The sequence below is a fragment of the SAR202 cluster bacterium genome, assembly GCA_016872285.1.
Classification (GTDB): domain Bacteria; phylum Chloroflexota; class Dehalococcoidia; order Lucifugimonadales.
This window is the reverse complement of record VGZZ01000013.1, coordinates 37851-55379: the sequence shown is the minus strand read 5'-3', so window position 1 is coordinate 55379 and position 17529 is coordinate 37851. Positions and strand designations below refer to the sequence as shown.

General features: G+C 58.9%; 14 protein-coding genes. 11 read left to right on the top strand and 3 right to left on the bottom strand.

The annotated features are described in order from the left end of the window. Positions 1-122: 122 nt before the first annotated feature. The 3 genes from FJ320_05565 to FJ320_05555 all read left to right on the top strand — a co-directional run bounded on the left by FJ320_05565 (position 123) and on the right by FJ320_05555 (position 1719). Positions 123-665, top strand: coding sequence for a hypothetical protein (locus tag FJ320_05565; GenBank protein ID MBM3925444.1), 543 nt, complete (start codon positions 123-125; stop codon positions 663-665). Between the two features lie 63 nt (positions 666-728). Then, on the top strand, positions 729-1031 hold the full coding sequence (locus FJ320_05560) for a hypothetical protein (protein MBM3925443.1): 303 nt from the start codon (positions 729-731) through the stop codon (positions 1029-1031). Further along, positions 1006-1719 carry a hypothetical protein gene (locus tag FJ320_05555; protein ID MBM3925442.1) on the top strand — a complete coding sequence of 238 codons (714 nt, stop codon included), beginning with the start codon at positions 1006-1008 and terminating at the stop codon, positions 1717-1719. Before FJ320_05560 ends, FJ320_05555 begins: the two co-directional genes overlap by 26 nt. Positions 1720-2149: 430 nt before the next feature. Here the strand turns inward: FJ320_05555 and FJ320_05550 are convergent, their stop codons facing one another. Together FJ320_05550 and FJ320_05545 are read right to left on the bottom strand one after the other, a co-directional pair. Beyond that, positions 2150-2380 carry a hypothetical protein gene (locus FJ320_05550; protein ID MBM3925441.1) on the bottom strand — a complete coding sequence of 77 codons (231 nt, stop codon included), beginning with the start codon at positions 2378-2380 and terminating at the stop codon, positions 2150-2152. Between the two features lie 374 nt (positions 2381-2754). Then, on the bottom strand, positions 2755-3489 hold the full coding sequence (locus tag FJ320_05545) for a M48 family metallopeptidase (protein ID MBM3925440.1): 735 nt from the start codon (positions 3487-3489) through the stop codon (positions 2755-2757). 611 nt (positions 3490-4100) lie between these two features. On the opposite strand from FJ320_05545, the gene FJ320_05540 reads away from it, so the two are divergent. The 8 genes from FJ320_05540 to aroB all read left to right on the top strand — a co-directional run bounded on the left by FJ320_05540 (position 4101) and on the right by aroB (position 16301). Further along, positions 4101-7103, top strand: coding sequence for an alanine--tRNA ligase (locus FJ320_05540; protein ID MBM3925439.1), 3003 nt, complete (start codon positions 4101-4103; stop codon positions 7101-7103). A gap of 329 nt (positions 7104-7432) precedes the next feature. Further along, complete coding sequence (gene ruvX / locus FJ320_05535; GenBank protein MBM3925438.1) at positions 7433-7903, top strand: Holliday junction resolvase RuvX; 471 nt, start codon at positions 7433-7435, stop codon at positions 7901-7903. Positions 7904-8047: 144 nt separating this feature from the next. Continuing rightward, complete coding sequence (aroE, locus tag FJ320_05530; GenBank protein MBM3925437.1) at positions 8048-8914, top strand: shikimate dehydrogenase; 867 nt, start codon at positions 8048-8050, stop codon at positions 8912-8914. Between the two features lie 253 nt (positions 8915-9167). Next, positions 9168-10340, top strand: coding sequence for a chorismate synthase (gene aroC, locus FJ320_05525; protein ID MBM3925436.1), 1173 nt, complete (start codon positions 9168-9170; stop codon positions 10338-10340). Between the two features lie 312 nt (positions 10341-10652). After that, on the top strand, positions 10653-11534 hold the full coding sequence (locus tag FJ320_05520) for a haloacid dehalogenase-like hydrolase (protein MBM3925435.1): 882 nt from the start codon (positions 10653-10655) through the stop codon (positions 11532-11534). Positions 11535-11643: 109 nt separating this feature from the next. Next, on the top strand, positions 11644-14052 hold the full coding sequence (locus FJ320_05515; protein MBM3925434.1) for a PAS domain S-box protein: 2409 nt from the start codon (positions 11644-11646) through the stop codon (positions 14050-14052). Then, positions 14031-14408 carry a response regulator gene (locus FJ320_05510; GenBank protein MBM3925433.1) on the top strand — a complete coding sequence of 126 codons (378 nt, stop codon included), beginning with the start codon at positions 14031-14033 and terminating at the stop codon, positions 14406-14408. The genes FJ320_05515 and FJ320_05510 overlap by 22 nt, the downstream gene beginning before the upstream one ends. A 237-nt stretch (positions 14409-14645) precedes the next feature. Continuing rightward, entirely contained in the window at positions 14646-16301 is a 1656-nt protein-coding gene (aroB, locus tag FJ320_05505; GenBank protein MBM3925432.1) for a 3-dehydroquinate synthase, read from the top strand. Between the two features lie 289 nt (positions 16302-16590). On the opposite strand, the gene FJ320_05500 is transcribed toward aroB, so the two are convergent. Further along, positions 16591-17400 (bottom strand): hypothetical protein, encoded by an 810-nt coding sequence (locus FJ320_05500; protein MBM3925431.1) that lies wholly within the window; start codon positions 17398-17400, stop codon positions 16591-16593. Between the last annotated feature and the right edge of the window lie 129 nt (positions 17401-17529).

The window sequence follows — 17529 nt, the reverse complement described above, 5'->3', positions numbered from 1 at the left end:
CTTTCCCTTTGACGCTGAGCGTACTCGCCAATGCTCTCCCGGTTCACGGCTACCTCCCTGGGATTTCGGTAACCGTAGTTTTGAGACAATCACTTTATTTCGGTAACCATATTTTTAATGTCATGCGGGGGATTGACGTGGCGGTGATGTTCCGGACCCTGGGAGGCATGTATGTGTCCGATGATGAGTCGGAGCCGGAGTTCGCCGCGGCCATGGCGCGGGGGTTCAACGACTGGGCGTCGGACTTCTGCAAGACCGATCCGGCCAGGTTCAAGGGCACAGGAATAGTGGCCCAGCACAACGCGGCTGAGGCCGCGCGGGAGGCGAGACGGGCCGTGGAGGAGCTGGGTATGGTGGGCATAGCCATGCTTCCCATGCCCATAGCGGGAAAACACGTGCATGACCAGGAGTTCGACGTTTTATGGGCGGAGCTGGAGGGGCTTAACGTCCCCGCGTGTTTTCACGGAACCTCCGGAGGCTTGTCCAAGGACTACATCAGCGCGCGTCTAGCGGGCCATCCGGCCTTTAGGACGCTGTCGCACGCCTCCACCTTTGCACTAGAGCTGATGCTGGCGGCGGGCAGCATGATCCTGGGCGGGGTGCTGCATCGATTCCCCCGCCTGCGCGTGGCGTTCCTGGAGGGGAACTGTTCGTGGCTGCCGTAGTGGCTGTACCGTCTGGACGACCAGTGGGAGAAGTTTGGCCCCGGGGAGGGCCTGGAACTGGATATGAGGCCGTCCGAGTATTTCCTGAGTCAGTGCTACATATCGGTAGACCCCGACGAGGAGTTGGTAAAGCACGTGGTCGGCGAGCTTGGCGACAGCAACATTGTGTTTTCGACGGATTTCCCACACCACGACAGCGCATACCCTCATGCCGTCGACACCTTTCTGTCTACGGACGCGCTGAGCCTAGAGTCGAAACGAAAGATCCTCTGGGACAACTGCCGCCGGCTCTATGACCTGCCTAAGTCTCTGAAACAAGGGGCAGCAGGCGGAGAGGCCCTTGAAGCAGCCTCAATTCATGATTAGACGGCTGCTGATGAGGCCCGTCCTTCTTCTGGGCCTTATACCTAGCCTGGCGCTGCTGGCGGTTATTAAGGCCCAGGACAGGGCTAGCTCCTTTGAGCTGATGCAAGACCCGTCCACTGTCACCGACTCGCCTTTTTACATTGGGGCCGTCTCCAGCCTGGGAATTGTGTTGTGGTCTTTCGCGGCCGCCGCGTGCCTGTTCGCCTGGCTGGTGAGGGGCCAGCCTTATCTCAAGGGAGTTAGCCTGTTCCTTCTGGCTTCCGGCCTGGCGTCTTGCGCGCTGCTGCTGGACGATTTATTCCTAGCACACGAGCACGTTATCCCATACTACCTAGAGATACCGCAGAAGGGAGTGGTGGCGGTCTATCTCTTAATCGGCCTTGTCTATCTGGCGGTCTTTCGGAAGAACATCCTGGCCGGCCCGGCGGCGTTTCTCTTGCTGGCCTTTGGTCTCTTCGCGATTTCCTCCTTCCTGGACACTCACGTTATACAGATGCCTGACCACGATTGGTGGGAGGACGGAACGAAGTTTCTGGGGATCACAAGCTGGCTTATATTTTTCGGGGAGAGGAGCAGACAGGCCGTATATGAGGGGTTGGAGATGGTGGGGAGGCGTGGGGTGACGAACGGGCTGCGGCCCCATGTGTCGGCGATGGTGAGCGAGAGGGATACCGGAGGTCCGTTGTAGAGGCAGTTGGCAGCGAGTCCCGCCTCGCCAAGGTTTCCTACCGCTTAGCTCTGTCAGTCAAGACGCGTAATCTGAAAAAGAGGTCTCGTTCTTAATCGGGATACCTTCATCCTCTTTGTCCCCTTCTTCATGCCGGAAGAAGGGGAAAGAAGAACAAGATCACCTCATCATCATCCCCTAACCCCTTCTTCTCCTTTTCAATAGGAGAAGAAGGGGGACCAGAAGGGGAAGGCCTTCGCCTCCGTTTGTTCTTAGGCTCGTGGTTTTATAATCCTAGCCCTTAATGTGCATTACGAGTTCACGTGAGAGAGGCCAGATGGGCAGGACAACCGGTTATGCGGCCTGCCTAGCAAGACACACAAGCAAAAAGAATGAGGCGCAGCGATACTGTGGACGACGCGGCGTCATCCAACGGACGAGGATATGCGCGTTAGATGGCGACCATGGGGTCTAGGATTCGCTGGAGGGCCATGGTGTGGCTGCAGGTGGCGCTGACGCGGAAATAGTGGCAGTCGCAGGACCAGAAGCCGTTGTTATATATGACCTGGTGGTCAGTGTGGTCGCCCCGCAGGGTGGCTGTGAGAGAGGTGAACTTAACGCGGTCTTTTTCCTCGGAGTAACGTCTGGCTTTTTCGATCTTGCCGATAACGCTGGACTGCATTCCTACTCCTTGGGTGGTGGTAATTTGAATATTAAGGGAACTACTAGAAGGAATCAATGGGAATGGTCATTATCTTGGTTTGGCACAACAGACCTTGTTCTTAATCGAGGCGACCTCATCACCCTTAATCTCGCCACGGCGAGCTTGCAGCCCTCTTCTCCTTTCTGAGAAGAGGGAAAGAATAAAGAAATACCACAACCCCCTCCTTCGATCCGCCAAAGGCGGACTCAGGACGGCGTCTAACTCCCCCTTCGTCCCTCGGGGGGTACTCTGGACAGGCTCTTCCAGGCCGAAGGGGGAGAACCTGATGGGAGGAGAAAGGAAGGTACTCGACGAGCTACGGCTCAATGCATTGGGTCGCTTTGACGGTACGACTAGAGGGCGACGTTGGCGAGGCTGGAGCGGAGGCGTTTGAGGCGGTCCCGGTAGTCCGGCATGGAGCGCTCGACGCGCTGCCAGAAGCGGGGGGAGTGGTTGAGGACGGCGAGGTGGGCCAGCTCATGGACGACGACGTAGTCGATGATTTCGGGGTCGAGCTGGATTAGACGCCAGTTAAATCGCAGGACGCCTTTGGCGGTGCAGCTGCCCCATCGATGGCGCTGCTCGCGGACGATGACTTCCGCGGGCTTGAGGCCCATGGCGGCGCTCCATGGGGTGACGCGCTGGCCCAGGTATTCCAGGGCATGGCGCCGATACCATGTCTCGAAGGCGCGGGCGATGGCCGCGCGGCGGGAGTCTGGGTCGGGGTAGTCTGGGGCGTCGAGGGTGAAGGCGCAGTCGTCGAAGGAGATTTGGGGACGACGAAGCCCCTTGGGCGGGTTGACGGTCAGAGGGAAGGAGCGGCCCAGGTAGGGGAGGGTGTCGCCGGCGGCGAAGGCGATGGGAGAGGGGGCGTAGGCGTGGCGGCCGTAGTTTTTAAGGATCCATTTGGCGTGGCGGAGGACGAAGCTTTCTATGTGGCTGAAGGACTCGTTTTGAGGGGCGGCGACGATGACGCCGTGGCGGGGATGGAATGTGATGTGGAGGGTTTTTCGGCGGCGTTTGCTCCTGATAAGGAGGTAGCGAATGGCGGCGCCGTTGTACTGGATGGAGCACTGCTGAGCTGGCATGAGTGGGGGATTTTACAGAGAATGAGAGGGTAAGAGGAAGGGGTTTTTAGCGGATGATTTTGGACGTTTTCGTGCGTGATTTACATAAAAGCGGATTTTCCCGACAATGATCTGAATGAGGCAATCCACGCCGGATTTGATGATGAGTTGTAGTTCCCTACGGCACACTGATGATGATTAACAACTTAACTGGCTTTGCACGGAAAGTGGAGTGTTGGTCTCCTTCGGAACCACCATCCCCTTTATCCCCTTCCCGAAGAGGAAGGGGAAGAGAAATAAGGAACCACAACCCCCTCTAACTCCCCCTTCGCCTTTCAGGCCGAAGGGGGAGAACCTGATGGGAGAAGGCCCCCGCCGAGATGTTGCGCCCCATATTCGCTTCCGGACTAGGGGTACACCGAGTTTTCGTGCAAAGCTAACTTAACGAGGTAATACACCAGCGGATTTAATGGTAGGTAGGTACTGTACCGCACACTTCAGTGTGCGGCATAGGCCTCGTCGGTAGCCATGTTGCACACTCAGTGGAGACTGGTATTTGGTATCAAGGTACTCAGTTTGACCATGCCTGATTCTTGCCCTAGAATCGCCGCCACCTGTACACTAGATGTAAGATGCTAACAGGCGACCAGATACGAGACAGATTTCGCGCTTTCTTTGAGAAGCGAGGACACAGCGCGCTGCCCAGTGCGTCGCTGGTGCCGGCGGGGGACCCGACGCTGCTGTTCACCAGCGCGGGGATGGTGCCGCTGAAGCCGTATTTCACGGCCCAGCAGACGCCGCCATCGAAAAGACTGACGTCGTGCCAGAAGTCGTTCAGGACGACGGACATCGACGAAGTGGGCGACCATAAGCACCTAACGTTCTTCGAGATGCTGGGGAACTTCAGCATCGGCGACTATTTCAAGCGGGACGCTATTAAATGGGCGTGGGAGTTTGTGACATCGAAGGCGGAGGGGTATGGGCTGGAGCCGGAGCGGTTCTACGCCACGGTTTATCTGGACGACGAGGAGGCTTACGGCATCTGGCGGGACGAGGTGGGAGTCGACCCGAAGCGTATACATCGTTACGGCAACGAGGCCAACTGGTGGGGCCCGGCAGGCCGTACGGGGCCGACGGGGCCGTGCAGCGAGCTGCATTATGACTTCGGCGCCGAACGGGGGTGCGGGCAGCCTATTCGGGATGGGTCAGATATTAACGGGCCGGGGTGCCACCCCAATCACGAGTGCGAGCGATTTGTCGAACTCTGGAACCTGGTGTTTATGCAGTACTACCAGGACGAGGAGGGGAAGCGGACGCCGCTTCCTGCGCCGAGTGTTGATACAGGGATGGGGCTGGAGAGGGCGGCAGCGGTGGTGCAGAACGCGGCGAATGTATATGAAACGGACTTGCTGAAGCCGCTCATCGAGAAGGTGTTGCAGTTGTCGGGGAAGGCGTACGGACGGGACAAGGAGACGGACTACGCGCTGCGGGTGGTGGCGGAGCACAGCCGGGCGGCGGCTTTTGTTATCAGCGACGGCGTCGCGCCCAGCAACGAGGGACGGGGCTACGTGCTGCGCCGGGTGTTGCGGCGCGCCATTCGATACGGGCGTCGTTTGGGGTTGGAGGGGGCCTTCCTGGGCGAGGTGGTGGAGGCGGCGATACGCCGGTTCTCGGGGGCGTACCCGGATTTGGGGACAAATCGAGATTTCATATTGCGCGTTGTGAACCTGGAGGAGGAGCGGTTTAACGAGACAGTACGTAAGGGAAGTGACCATCTTGAGGGGTACATAAGGGGAATTAAAACCCTATCGAAAGCTGATTTAGGAAATATTAAGGCTGCCCTTACGCCATTATTAACCGAGAGGGCGAAACGTGGTGGTGTGGGTTTCCAGGTCTCACAAGCTACTGAAACAGTTTGGTCAGTTAAGGAGAAGCTCGATAAGGGAAGAGATAGCGTTGACCTGAATTTTTCTGTTAGCGCAGAAAGCTATTTCAGGGCCATTTCCAATCTGATAGAACTGCTAACGAGGCTCTATAGGGCAGCAGGCGAGGGAGGATGGGACACCACTCCAGAAATTAACAAAGGCTCAATAAGGAGTGTTTTGGCTTCACTTGAAGAGATATCAACCAAACTGCCTGGCGACATTGTGTTCCAGCTCGCATCCACTTATGGCTTCCCTGTGGAGCTAACAGCAGAAATAGCACGAGAGAACGGGCTGGAAATAGATTTTGAGGCTTTCGAAAGGGCACAGGAAATTCATCGTCAGGAATCACGGACGGCGCATGTGGTGACTGGGGGTATGGAGGTCCACGCCGCCTATGAGAATTTGGGGGTGGAGAAGTCAGAGTTTGTTGGATACCAACATTTGCATAAGCACACCAGCGTTATCGCGCTGCTGGTGGAGGGGAGGCTGGTGGGCCACGCCGGGCAGGGGCAGACGGTGGAGGTTGTGCTGAAGGAGACGCCTTTCTATGCCGAGGGCGGCGGGCAGGTGGGCGACGCGGGGTATATCGTCGGGGCGAAAGGGAAGGTGGAGGTCAAGGATACGCAGAGCCCCGTCGCGGGACTGATTGTGCACAAGGGTGTGGTGCTGGAGGGGAACGTGTCGCTGGGGGATAAGGTAGAGGCGTCGGTGGACGGGACGAGGCGGGCGGACACGGCGCGGAACCACAGCGGGACGCATCTATTACACGCGGCGCTTCGCCAGATTTTGGGGTCGCACGTGCGGCAAGCGGGGTCGCTGGTGGCGCCGGAGCGGCTTCGATTCGACTACACCCACGTGAGTCCTTTGGCACGGGAGGAATTGCGGGACATTCAAGACCTGGTGAACAGCAAGGTGCGGGGCAATTTGGATGTGAAGACCAGGGAGACCACATATGCCCAGGCGGTGCAGGAGGGCGCGCTGGCGTTCTTCGGCGATAAGTATGGCGACAGGGTGCGGGTGGTATCGATGGGGGAGCGCCGAGAGCACAAGCCCTTCAGCCTGGAGCTGTGCGGTGGCACCCACGTTCACGCGACGGGCGAGGTGGGGCCGATATTTATTCTAGGCGAGGCCAGTGTAGGCGGCGGGCTGCGTCGAGTGGAGGCGGTAACGGGGAGGTCGGCGGAGTCGTTATTTGTGGAGCGGACGGACATTTTGTATAACGTCGCGAAACGATTGGAGACGCCGGTAGCGGATGTAGAGGGGCGGCTGCAATCGTTCATGGACGAGATGTCGTCGTTGCGGAAGCGGGTGGCGGAGTTGGAGCGGCGGAGCCTGAAGTCGGAGGCGCAGGAGCTATTGGGGAAGGTGCAGCAGGTGGAGGGGGTGAACGTGCTGGCGGCAAAGACGTCGGCCAACAGCGTGGAGGCGCTGCGGGAGATGGGGGACTGGCTGAAGGCCAAGCTAAGCAGCGCGGTGCTGGTGCTGGCGATGTCGCAGAACGGCAGCCCGTTGCTGGTGTCGATGGTGACGCCGGATTTGATCAAGCGAGGCTTGCACGCGGGGAATATCGTGCGGGAGACTGCGAAAGTGGTGGGAGGCGGAGGCGGCGGCAGGCCGGACACGGCGCAGGCGGGGGGAAAGCGGATGGATAAGCTGAACGAGGCGCTGGCAGGGGTGGCGGAGCTGGTGAGGCGGGAGGTGAGGCCCTGAGGGTGCAAGGTGGGCAAATATTCAGCATGCTAATGATGTCTGAGGACTGAATGTGGTCATACGTATCGTAGTTTGATGATAAGTTGGTACCCTACCGCACCCTGAAGGGTGCGGCATAGGCTTTGTTGGCAGCTTTGGAGGTCATATACAGGGATGCCGGCAGAGGAAAGAATAGTTCGCAGTGCGGCAGGTTTCCCTTGATAAAGTATCGTGGAGCCAGGGTTTCACCCTCACCTTCCCGATGGTCATCGGGATTTCAATCATATATGCAGTAAGGTGTTCAATAATCCTCTCCCATCAAGGGAGAGGAAAGAAGAGAGAGTTTCAACGTGGCGTTCATATTATCCATGCCTGTGGAAACGGCTCAGAGCCAAAGGGGGCCGGGGCGGGTGATGGCGCTGGATGTGGGGGACCGGCGCATTGGGATGGCGGTCAGCGATCCGACGGGACTGATAGCGTCGCCGGCGGGGTTTATAACTCGGAGGGGGTTGGAGCGGGATGTGGAGATTATTATTAGCAAGGCTAGGGAGTTGAAGGCGGAGCGGATTGTGGTGGGTATGCCTTTGGATTCGAGGGGGGAGGTGGGGGAGCAGGGGAGGCGGGTGCAGGTGCTGGTGGAGGTGCTAGAGGGGGCATCGCCGGTGGCGGTGGAGACGTGGGATGAAAGGTTTTCGACGTTGGAGGCGGAGGGGTTCATGAGGGAGATTGGGAGGAAGCCGTCGAGGGAGAAGGGGGCGTCGGACGCGGCGGCGGCGGCGGTGATTTTGCAGGGGTGGCTGGATAAGAGGAGAAAAGGCTGAGGTAAAGTTGGTTGCAAAGATGAGGCCTGGTCAGCAGGGTTTCACCCTCACCTTAATCCTCTCCCATCAAGGGAGAGGAAAGAAGAAAGAGGGTGTATCTAGTGCTGACAACTCACGGCTTTAATCCTAGCATCAAAACATACTATGACAAAACGCTTGGGAATAATCGGGTATCCGATAAAACACTCCATGTCGCCGGCGTTTCAGAATGCGGCGATACGGCATCACGGGCTGGACATGACGTATGAGGCGTGGGAAGTGCCGATGACGGGGGTGAGGGAGTTTGTGGCGGAGGTGAGGACGGAACAGTCCAACATACTGGGGTTTAACGTGACGGTGCCGCACAAAGAGATGGTGATGGAGTATGTGGACGAGCTGTCACCGGAGGCCAAGCGGGCGCAGGCGGTGAACACGATTATGAAGCGGGACGGGAGGCTTTTCGGGCACAACACCGATGGGCTGGGGTTCGTCCGCGCGCTGAAGGAGGAGGCGGGGTTTAGCGCCGCTGGAAAGCGGGTGCTGATTCTGGGGGCGGGCGGCGCGGCGCGAGGGGTGGTGATGGCGCTGGCGTCGGAGGGGATGGCGTCGGTGGCGATTGCGAATCGGACGGTGGACAGGGCCAAGCGGCTGGTCAAGGACTTGAAGCAGGGGTGGAAGGGAGAGGCGAGGGCTATTGGGCTGTCGGGGGAGGAGATGGAGGAGGAGGCGTCGCAGGCGGACTTAATCGTGCAGTGCACGACCATGGGGATGCTGCACGGGGGAGCGGAGCGGGAGTCGGCACTGAGTCGAGAGCAGATACCGTCTGGGGCTGTGGTATATGAGCTAGTGTATAATCCACCCGTGACGCCGCTGATGCAGGAGGCGTCGAAGTCGGGGGCGCGAGTGCTGGGGGGCCTGTCGATGCTGATCTACCAGGGCGCGGTGGCCTTTGAGCTGTGGACGGGCAAGCCTGCGCCGGTAGACGTGATGTTCAAGGCGGCGCGAAAGGCGCTGATGGAAAGGACGAGTTAGGCGAAGGTGCTGAGGTTGACCCCCCTCTTTAGTTCTCCCCCTCAAGGGGGGAGAAGAGGAGAAATGATGGCAGGTGGCAGTGATAAAGGATTGTGGAGCTAGTGTTTCACCCTCTCTTCTGTTCTCCCCCATCAAGGGGGAGAAGGGAGAAAAGGAAGGCTTAGCCTGATAGGCGGCATCTCAACTAGCAACAACCGTCCGAAGAGTACCATGAACAAAATCAACGAAACAAAGTAGGACGATGCTGAGCAAGATTAGGTTTATGACAGCGGGCGAGTCCCACGGCCAGGGGCTGGCGGTGATTGTTGATGGAATGCCGGCGGGCGTGCCGCTGACGGAGGACTACATCGGTGCGCAGATGGCGCGTCGGCAGAAGGGGTATGGCCGGGGCGGGCGGATGCAGATTGAGAAGGACTGGGCGCACGTGATAAGCGGCGTGCGTCACGGGAAGACCCTGGGCAGCCCCATCGCCATGACTATTGAGAACAAGGACTGGGTCAACTGGACCAAGATTATGAGCGTGTCGGCGGTGGAGGAGGAGATTAAGCGGGTGACGCGGCTGCGGCCCGGCCACGCCGACCTGGCGGGGACGATGAAGTATGGCTATGACGACGTTCGCGACGTGCTGGAGCGGGCCAGCGCGCGAGAGACGGCGGCGCGGGTGGCGGCGGGGTCGGTGGCGAGGGCGCTGCTGGAGCAGTTCGATATATCGATAAACAGCCACTCGCTATCCATTGGCGGGGTATGGGCGAAGGCGCCGCAGAACATCGATTGGGCCAAGACGGAGGCGTCGCCGGTGCGGTGCGCCGATGAGTCGGTGGAGGCCAAGATGATGAAGGTCATCGATGAGGCCAAGGAGGCGGGAGACACGGTGGGGGGAGTAGTGGAGGTGGTGTGCGAGAATTTGCCTATTGGGCTAGGGTCGCACGTGCAGTGGGATAGGAAGCTGGACGGGCGGATAGCTCAGGCGCTGATGTCGATACACGCCTGTAAGGCGGTGTCGATTGGCGACGGGTGGGAGTCGGTGAACATGAAGGGGTCGCAGGTGCATGATGTTATCGAGCCGGTGACGGACCCGTCGAGGCCGTGGCAGCGAAAGACAAATCGTGGCGGCGGGACGGAGGGCGGGATGACCAGCGGGACTCCGCTGGTGGCGCGGTTCGCTATCAAGCCGATATCGACGCTGAAGAACCCGCTGCCGTCGGTGGACCTGGACAGCGGGGAGATGGTGCAGGCGCATTATGAGCGGTCGGACGTGTGCCAGGTGCCGCCGGCTGGGGTGATAGGGGAGGCGATGGTGGCGCTGGTGGTGGCGGACGCTTTTCTGGAGAAGTTCGGGGGGGACAGCCTGAGGGAGACGCGTCGGAATTATGAGGGGTATATGAAGACGGTGGGGCCGAGGAAGGTCACGGCGAAAGGGGCGTAGGGATGGGTAGCAGAGCCCCCAGGGGCCCCGCCCCAACCCCCCTCTCTAAGTCTCCCTCCTTCAACCAGGCTCAGGACAGGCCTCAAGGGGGGAGAGGACCAGACGAGGCCAGTGAACTCGAAGCCCCCATATCGATTGTGGCGGTAGGGTTTCACCCCTCATCTCGCCACGGCGAGTCTTCGACCTGCGCCTTCTCCCCCTTCGACTACGCTCAGGGCAGGCTCCAGGGGAGAAGGAAGTTCCTGGGCGCTGAACAGCACTTTTCGGCGCCTCAAATCTCAATTAGCGCCAGGCACTAGAGAGGCGGCAGCGATGCCTCAGCAGCAAAACGTTATCGCCATTGTTTATGACTATGACCGCACGCTGAGTCCGTTTTCGATGCAGGACGACGTTTTGTTCGCGCGGCTGGGCGTCGCGAGGAACGATTTCTGGGGGAAGGCGGCGGACATGATCGCGTCCAAAGCCTATGAGGGGGAGCTGGCGTGGATGCGGCTGCTGCTGGAGATACCGGAGTTTCGACGGATGTCCAACAAGGACTTGTCGGCGTTGGGCAAGGAGCTGCATTTTTATCGGGGCGTGCCGGAGGTGTTTCGGGAGCTGAGCCTGACGCTGAACGAGGAGAGGTTCCAGCAGCACGGCATCAAGCTGGAGCACTATGTCGTAACGTCGGGACTGCAAGCGATTCTGGATGGCAGCGGCCTGAAGCGGAACGTGGACCGTATCTTTGGATGCGAGCTGGACGAGGACAAGGACGGGCGGGTGTGCTGGCCCAAGCGCATCGTCAGCCACACGTCCAAGACGCAGTACTTGTTTCGCATAAACAAGGGAGTCGAGTACATGGACTTCCATCTGGACGTGAACGACCACCTGCCGGAGGACGAGAAGCGGGTGCCGTTCAGCAACATGATGTACATCGGCGATGGGCCGACAGACGTGCCGTGTTTTGCGGTGGTGACCAGCCTGGGGGGGAAGGCGGTGGCGGTGTACGATCCGGACAGCAAGAACGCTTTCGAGAACTGCATGTCGCTGCGGGACGCCAAGCGGGTGGACGAGATAGCGGAGGCGGACTACCGCAAGAACACGCACCTGCGGCGAGTGCTGGAGTACTACGTGAAGCAGATGGCGCTGAACATTGTGGCGAGGATGGAGGGGGAGCACGTGAGTCGGCTGATACAGGCGCCGAGGCATTACTGAGGGCTGCTGGACGGCGGAGGGGCCGCCTTGACACCGTAATCCAATTAGCCGAGGATGGTGTAAGTATTACTGTCGCTGCCAGTTGGCATTGGCTTAGGGGGTCGAGTCAATGTCAAGGGCGAAGAAGCTGCCGCAAAATTCCCCACAGTCCTCAGTAGACGCAACCCCCATTTCCACCCCTGGAACTTCGGGCCGTGGGCCTCGTAATTCCAGCAACGGTCGGAGCAAAGACGGCAAGGGCGCTCGTGGGAGCAATGGGGCGGGTAAGACCAACGGGCGCAGAGGGGTCGAAGAAACGCTGATTGGAGGCGAGCACAGCTTTAGCCAGATGTTCGATGTGCTGCCAGCGGCAATCTACACGACGGACGCGGAGGGCCGCCTTACTTACTTCAGCCCGGCAGCCGTGGAATTTTCCGGCCGCGTGCCGGAGCTAGGCAGCGATAAGTGGTGTATTAGCTGGAAGCTCTACTATCCGGACGGCAGACCGATGCCCCACGACGAGTGCCCCATGGCTATTGCGCTAAAGGAGGGGAGAACTGTCCGTGGCGCTGAGGCCATTGCGGAGAGGCCGGACGGGAAGCGCATCTGGTTCGCCCATTATCCGACACCGTTGCGCGATGCCGAAGGCAGAATTACCGGCGGCATCAACATGCTGGTGGACATCTCGGAGCGCAGGCGGGCAGAAGAAGCGCTGTGGCGTAAGGAACAGGAGCTGACCGATTTTGTTGAAAACGCTACCATTGGCCTGCACTGGGTGGGGCCTGATGGCCGTGTGATCTGGGTAAACCAGGCGGAGGTAGACCTCCTGGGCTATACCCGCGAGGAGTATATAGGCCATCACATCTCGGAGTTCCACGCAGACCAGGCCGTGATTGAGGACTTCCTACGGCGTCTCAGCAATAGAGAAGAACTGCACAGTTATGAGGCGCGACTGCGGTGCAAGGACGGCTCGATAAAGTACGTCCTTATCGATTCCAATGTTTATTGGCAAGGAGACCGATTTATTCATACCCGTTGCTTCACTCGCGACATCACCGAGCGTAAGCAGGCGGAGGAGTCGCTACGTAGGAGCGAGGCCGAGGCCCGCCGGTTACTGGAACTTAACCAGACAACTACGGCCAACATGGGTGAAGGAATGTACACCGTGGATACTCATGGCCTAGTCACGTACATGAATCCTGAGTCGGAAAGGTTATTTGGATGGACATCTGAAGAATTAATTGGCCGCAGGATGCATGATGTGACTCATTACAAGCGCCCTGACGGCACGCCGTTCCCTATCGAAGAGTGCGCAGGTTTTAAGGTGGCACATGAAGGCAAAGTGCTGAAGGATTTTGAAGATATCTTTATTAGCAAGGACAGAAGTTTTTTCCCAGTCTCCTACTCGTCGTCGCCGTTGCGGGACCAGCAGGGCTCGATTGTTGGTCTGATAGTTGTATTCCAAGACATCACGGAGCGGAAGCGGGCGGAGGGAGAACGTGCGCGCCTTGCTGCTATAGTTGAATCCACATCGGATGCGATAGTCAGCAAGGACTTGAATGGGACCATTACGAGTTGGAACAAGGGAGCGGAACGAATCTTCGGTTACACCGCGGAGGAAGCTATTGGTCGTTCTATCACCTTTATCATACCGCCTGACCGCATAGACGAAGAGCAGATGAATATGGGTCGCATTCGCCGTGGTGAACGAATAGAGCATTATGATACTGTGCGTATTAGTAAGGACGGCCAGAGATTACCCATCTCTCTGACGATATCTCCGCTTAGAGACAGCGCGGGCAAGATTATTGGCGCGTCAAAGATAGCCCGTGATATCACGGAGCGGAAGCGCGCGGAGGAGCAGATCAAAGCCTCGCTGCGAGAGAAGGACGTTCTTCTAAAAGAGATCCACCATCGTGTGAAGAATAATCTACAAATCACTTTGAGTCTGCTCAGTATGCAGGCGGACGAGATTAGGGACCCCCAGGCCAGGGCAAAGTTTCAAGAGAGCCAGGAGCGCATCCGATCTATAGCGCTGATTCACGACAAGCTATTTCAGTCCAAAGACCTGGCCGGGATAGACATGGCCGGTTACATTCGGAATCTAGCTGACAGCCTGCTGCATTCATACAACGTGGAGCCTGAGCGGGTAAAGGTCACGCTGGATGCAGACAAAGGGTCTCTGGAGCTTGATACGGCGGTGCTTTGCGGGCTGATACTCAACGAGCTGATGACCAACGCGATTAAATATGCCTTTCCAGGCGGCAGGAAAGGGAGTATTCGGATCGAGTTTCGAGAGGAGGAGCCGGGGCGCTTCAGCCTGAGGGTGGCGGACGACGGTGTGGGCCTGCCGGCGGGGTTGGACTTTCGCAAGACGGAGAGTTTAGGATTACAGCTAGCCAACGAACTAACCCATCAGCTGCGTGGTACGATTGAACTGGAACAGGACGCATTGAACGGAAATATCGGGACAGCCTTCCGGATCAGGTTTACCCAGGTCGGGGGGGATGATGTAGCGTGGAAAAGGCTCGTATATTAATTGTCGAGGACGAACGGGTGGTGGCCCTGGACTTGAGAAGGATGCCCAGGGGCTGGGGTTACACCGACGTGGATGTGGCTACCTCAGGACCGGAGGCCGTAGAGAAGGCTGCCAAATTCAAGCCGGACCTGGTGCTTATGGACATTGTGCTGGGTGGAAGGGCTGATGGAATAGAGGCTGCGGAGCGTATTCAGCGGGCCCGTCCAATCCCGGTAATATTCATTACGGCTCATGGAGACGACGCAAACAGTTACCGAGCCCTGGAAGCCCTCCCGGTGGGAATGATTAGGGTTATCACAAAACCTGTGAAGGAAGAGGACCTCAAGTCGGCGATTGAGATTGCTGTGCGCGATTAGGGGATTTGAAGGGACGGGCGCTCTGCTATTTTGACCGGTTTTATTTGTCATTGTCACGTCTACCCATGCTAAAATGTCGGTTCTCGGCGAAGGCTCGGCCTTTGTGCTGAGGAGAGGAATTAAGAAGAGAGGCTTGTGAATCGCTTTGCTTTATAATTCGGCGTGAACAAGCTAGCGTGGTGATCAGATTCTTCGATCCGCCTACGGCGGACTCAGAATGACAAACGTTGGCGATTTATGGCGGCTAAAGAGAACATAATCCTGACTGGATTCTCGGGGACGGGGAAGAGCGCCGTGGGGGCGCTGGCGGCCCGAACCCTGGGGTGGGAGTTTGTCGACACCGACGCGGAGATTGTGAAACGGGCGGGGAAGTCGGTGACGAAGATATTCGCGCAGGAGGGGGAGGTGGTGTTCCGGAGGATGGAGGGGGAGGAGGTGCGGCGGGCCTGCGGGGGCACACGACGGGTCATTGCGACGGGCGGCGGCGCGCTGATGGATGAGGGGAACCGGGAGGTGTGCTTTGGGAGCGGGCTGGTGGTAGGGTTGGAGGCGAGCCCGGAGACGATTTACAAGAGGCTGTCGGCGCAGGGGGGAGGACGGAACCCTGAGGAGCGGCCCATGCTGGCATCGCGAGAGCCGTTAAAGCGTATACGGGAGCTGAAGGCCCAGCGACAGCCGTATTATTCGATGGCGCATTGGACGGTGTCGACGGACTATTTGACGGAGGCGCAGGCGGCGGCGGAGGTGGCGCGGGCGTGGCAAACGGTGGGTGGGAGGATGATGGGAGGCGCGTCGTCGGACAGTGAGGTAGCGGCGGTAGTGACGCATTCGACGGGGAGCTACCCCATCGTTGTGGGCTGGGGGCTGCTGGAGAGGCTGGGGGAGCGGCTGCTGGGGATTGGGATAAAGGGGCCGGTCTATATCATCAGCGACAGCAACGTGTTCCCGCTGTACGGGCGGCAGGCGCAGCGGTCGCTGCAGAAGGCGGGGATTGTCGCGCACGCGTTTGTGATACCGGCGGGCGAGGAGAACAAGAGCCTGGCTATGGCGCAGAACATTTACGAATGGCTGGCGTCGCGGCGGGCGGAGCGCCGGCACGCCATTTTAGCGGTGGGCGGCGGTGTGGTGGGGGACCTGGCGGGGTTCGTGGCGTCGACGTACCTGCGCGGGATGCCCTTTGTCCAGGTCCCGACGAGCATGGCGGCGATGGTGGACGCCTCCATAGGAGGGAAGGTAGCGGTGAACATGCCGCAGGCCAAGAACCTGGTGGGGGCGTTTTATCAGCCGCAGATGGTGCTGGCGGACCCGCAGGCGCTGACCACCCTGGGGAAACGGGAGCTGGCGGAGGGCTGGTGCGAGGCTATCAAACACGGCTTCATCCTCGACGCCGGGCTGGTGGATGTGTTCGAGGAGCACGCCGAGGCGCTGATGGCGCTGGAACGGGATATATCGACGCAGGTTATACGCCGGAGCATGGCTATCAAGGCGCAGATTGTGTCGGAGGACGAGCGGGAGACGCTGGGGCGTCGCATATTGCTGAACTACGGGCACACAATGGGCCATGCGCTGGAGGCGACGACGTCGTACGGGAAGTACCTGCACGGCGAGGGGGTGTCGGTGGGGATGATGGGGGCGGCGCGGATAAGCCATCGCATGGGGATGATTGGCGACGATGTGATAAATCGGCAGGAGCGGCTGCTGCGGCGGTTCAACCTGCCTACCAAGGTGGAGGCAGTGGACTCGGAGGGGTTGTTTAAGGCGATGGCGCTGGACAAGAAGACGGAGGGCGGGGCCATCCGGTGGGTGCTGCTGGAAGGGGTGGGGAGGGCGGTGTCCCGACGGGATGTGCCAGGGGAGGTGGTGGAGGAGGTGGTGCGGGGCTTGGGGAGGTAGGGTAGGAGGGAGAAGCGGGGTCATTCGGGCGTGGCAACAGTCACGGCGATTAGATCCTTCGATCCGCCTACGGCAGACTCAGGATGACAGGACTCTTTTTATTACATACCTCGGGAGTGCTTATCTGCCGCTTGGAGCAAGTCGTTGACAGTCACATGAAGGGTTATGCTGGCAGGCGTGCTGTTGAGGTTTCTCGATCCGCCACGGCGGACTCGAAATGACGTGCCCCCTGGCACCCATCGCTAAGAGAGGGAGCTGGCCCTGCCTTCGCTGGTATGACGCCAGCGAGCTACTTGCCGTGGACTTTTTCGATGGTGTAGGAGATGGCGCCGCGGGGGGTGGTGATTTCCACTTTTTCGCCCTGGCGGCGGTTCATGATGGCCTTGCCGACGGGGGACTCGCTGGAAAGTTTGCCGGTGGCTGGGTTGGCCTCTCGCGGGTGGACGACGGTGTAGGATAGCTGGCGGCCGCTGACGGCGTCTTTAAGGACTACTTTCTTGCCGAGGGAGATTCGCATGGTCTCATGGGAAGATCCGGCGCCGGTAACGACGGCGGTACTTAAGGCGGCTTCCAGGTCTCGGATCATGGATTCGACCATGCCCTGGCGCTCTTTGGCGGCGTCCAAGGGGGCGTTCTCCCGGAAGTCCTTGTCGGCCATAGCGCGGCCAATATCGCCGGTGATTTTGACTCGCTCTACTTTCAAGGCCTCGAGGCGGTTAACCAGGTCTTGATAGCCCTGGGTGGAAAGCTCGGCGCGTTCCGGGGCGTGACTGCCATTGGAGGCGTGGGCTTTGGACCTGCTCTTGGGTATGCGGATATGGGAGGCGAGGCTGGCTTCGATATATTCCTTCTTTTTGAGGAAGGTGAGAAAGGACTTGACGGGTTCCAGGGGCTTGGAGGCGTCGCCGGCGCGGGCGCCTATCCATTCGGCGTAGGAGGCGACTATTTGAGGATTAAGCTGAGAGATGCTGCTGGTCTTGCCGCACCACTGTACAAATCGGTTGACATCCTGGAATCCGGAGGCATCGTTAGTGCCCTTAACACCGTTTACGTAAGCTGTGTAAGCGTCATACAGTGAAAGGTCAACTTTTTGCTGCAAGTCCCAGTCTCCTTATTGTGTGAAATGTCTCACCAGGATAGCAATCCCTAGTATTTTTAGCCAAGGGGCGCTATCTGTGAGAACTAGTTTTCAAGGCTCAGTATATTGTGACATTGATTTCAAATTCTG

Coding starts and splice junctions, on each gene's coding strand:
- FJ320_05565 (MBM3925444.1), top strand. CDS start 123: ATGCGGGGGATTGACGTGGCGGTGATGTTCCGGACCCTGGGAGGCATG.
- FJ320_05560 (MBM3925443.1), top strand. CDS start 729: ATGAGGCCGTCCGAGTATTTCCTGAGTCAGTGCTACATATCGGTAGAC.
- FJ320_05550 (MBM3925441.1), bottom strand. CDS start 2,380: ATGCAGTCCAGCGTTATCGGCAAGATCGAAAAAGCCAGACGTTACTCC.
- FJ320_05545 (MBM3925440.1), bottom strand. CDS start 3,489: ATGCCAGCTCAGCAGTGCTCCATCCAGTACAACGGCGCCGCCATTCGC.
- FJ320_05540 (MBM3925439.1), top strand. CDS start 4,101: ATGCTAACAGGCGACCAGATACGAGACAGATTTCGCGCTTTCTTTGAG.
- aroE (MBM3925437.1), top strand. CDS start 8,048: ATGACAAAACGCTTGGGAATAATCGGGTATCCGATAAAACACTCCATG.
- FJ320_05520 (MBM3925435.1), top strand. CDS start 10,653: ATGCCTCAGCAGCAAAACGTTATCGCCATTGTTTATGACTATGACCGC.
- FJ320_05515 (MBM3925434.1), top strand. CDS start 11,644: ATGTCAAGGGCGAAGAAGCTGCCGCAAAATTCCCCACAGTCCTCAGTA.
- aroB (MBM3925432.1), top strand. CDS start 14,646: ATGGCGGCTAAAGAGAACATAATCCTGACTGGATTCTCGGGGACGGGG.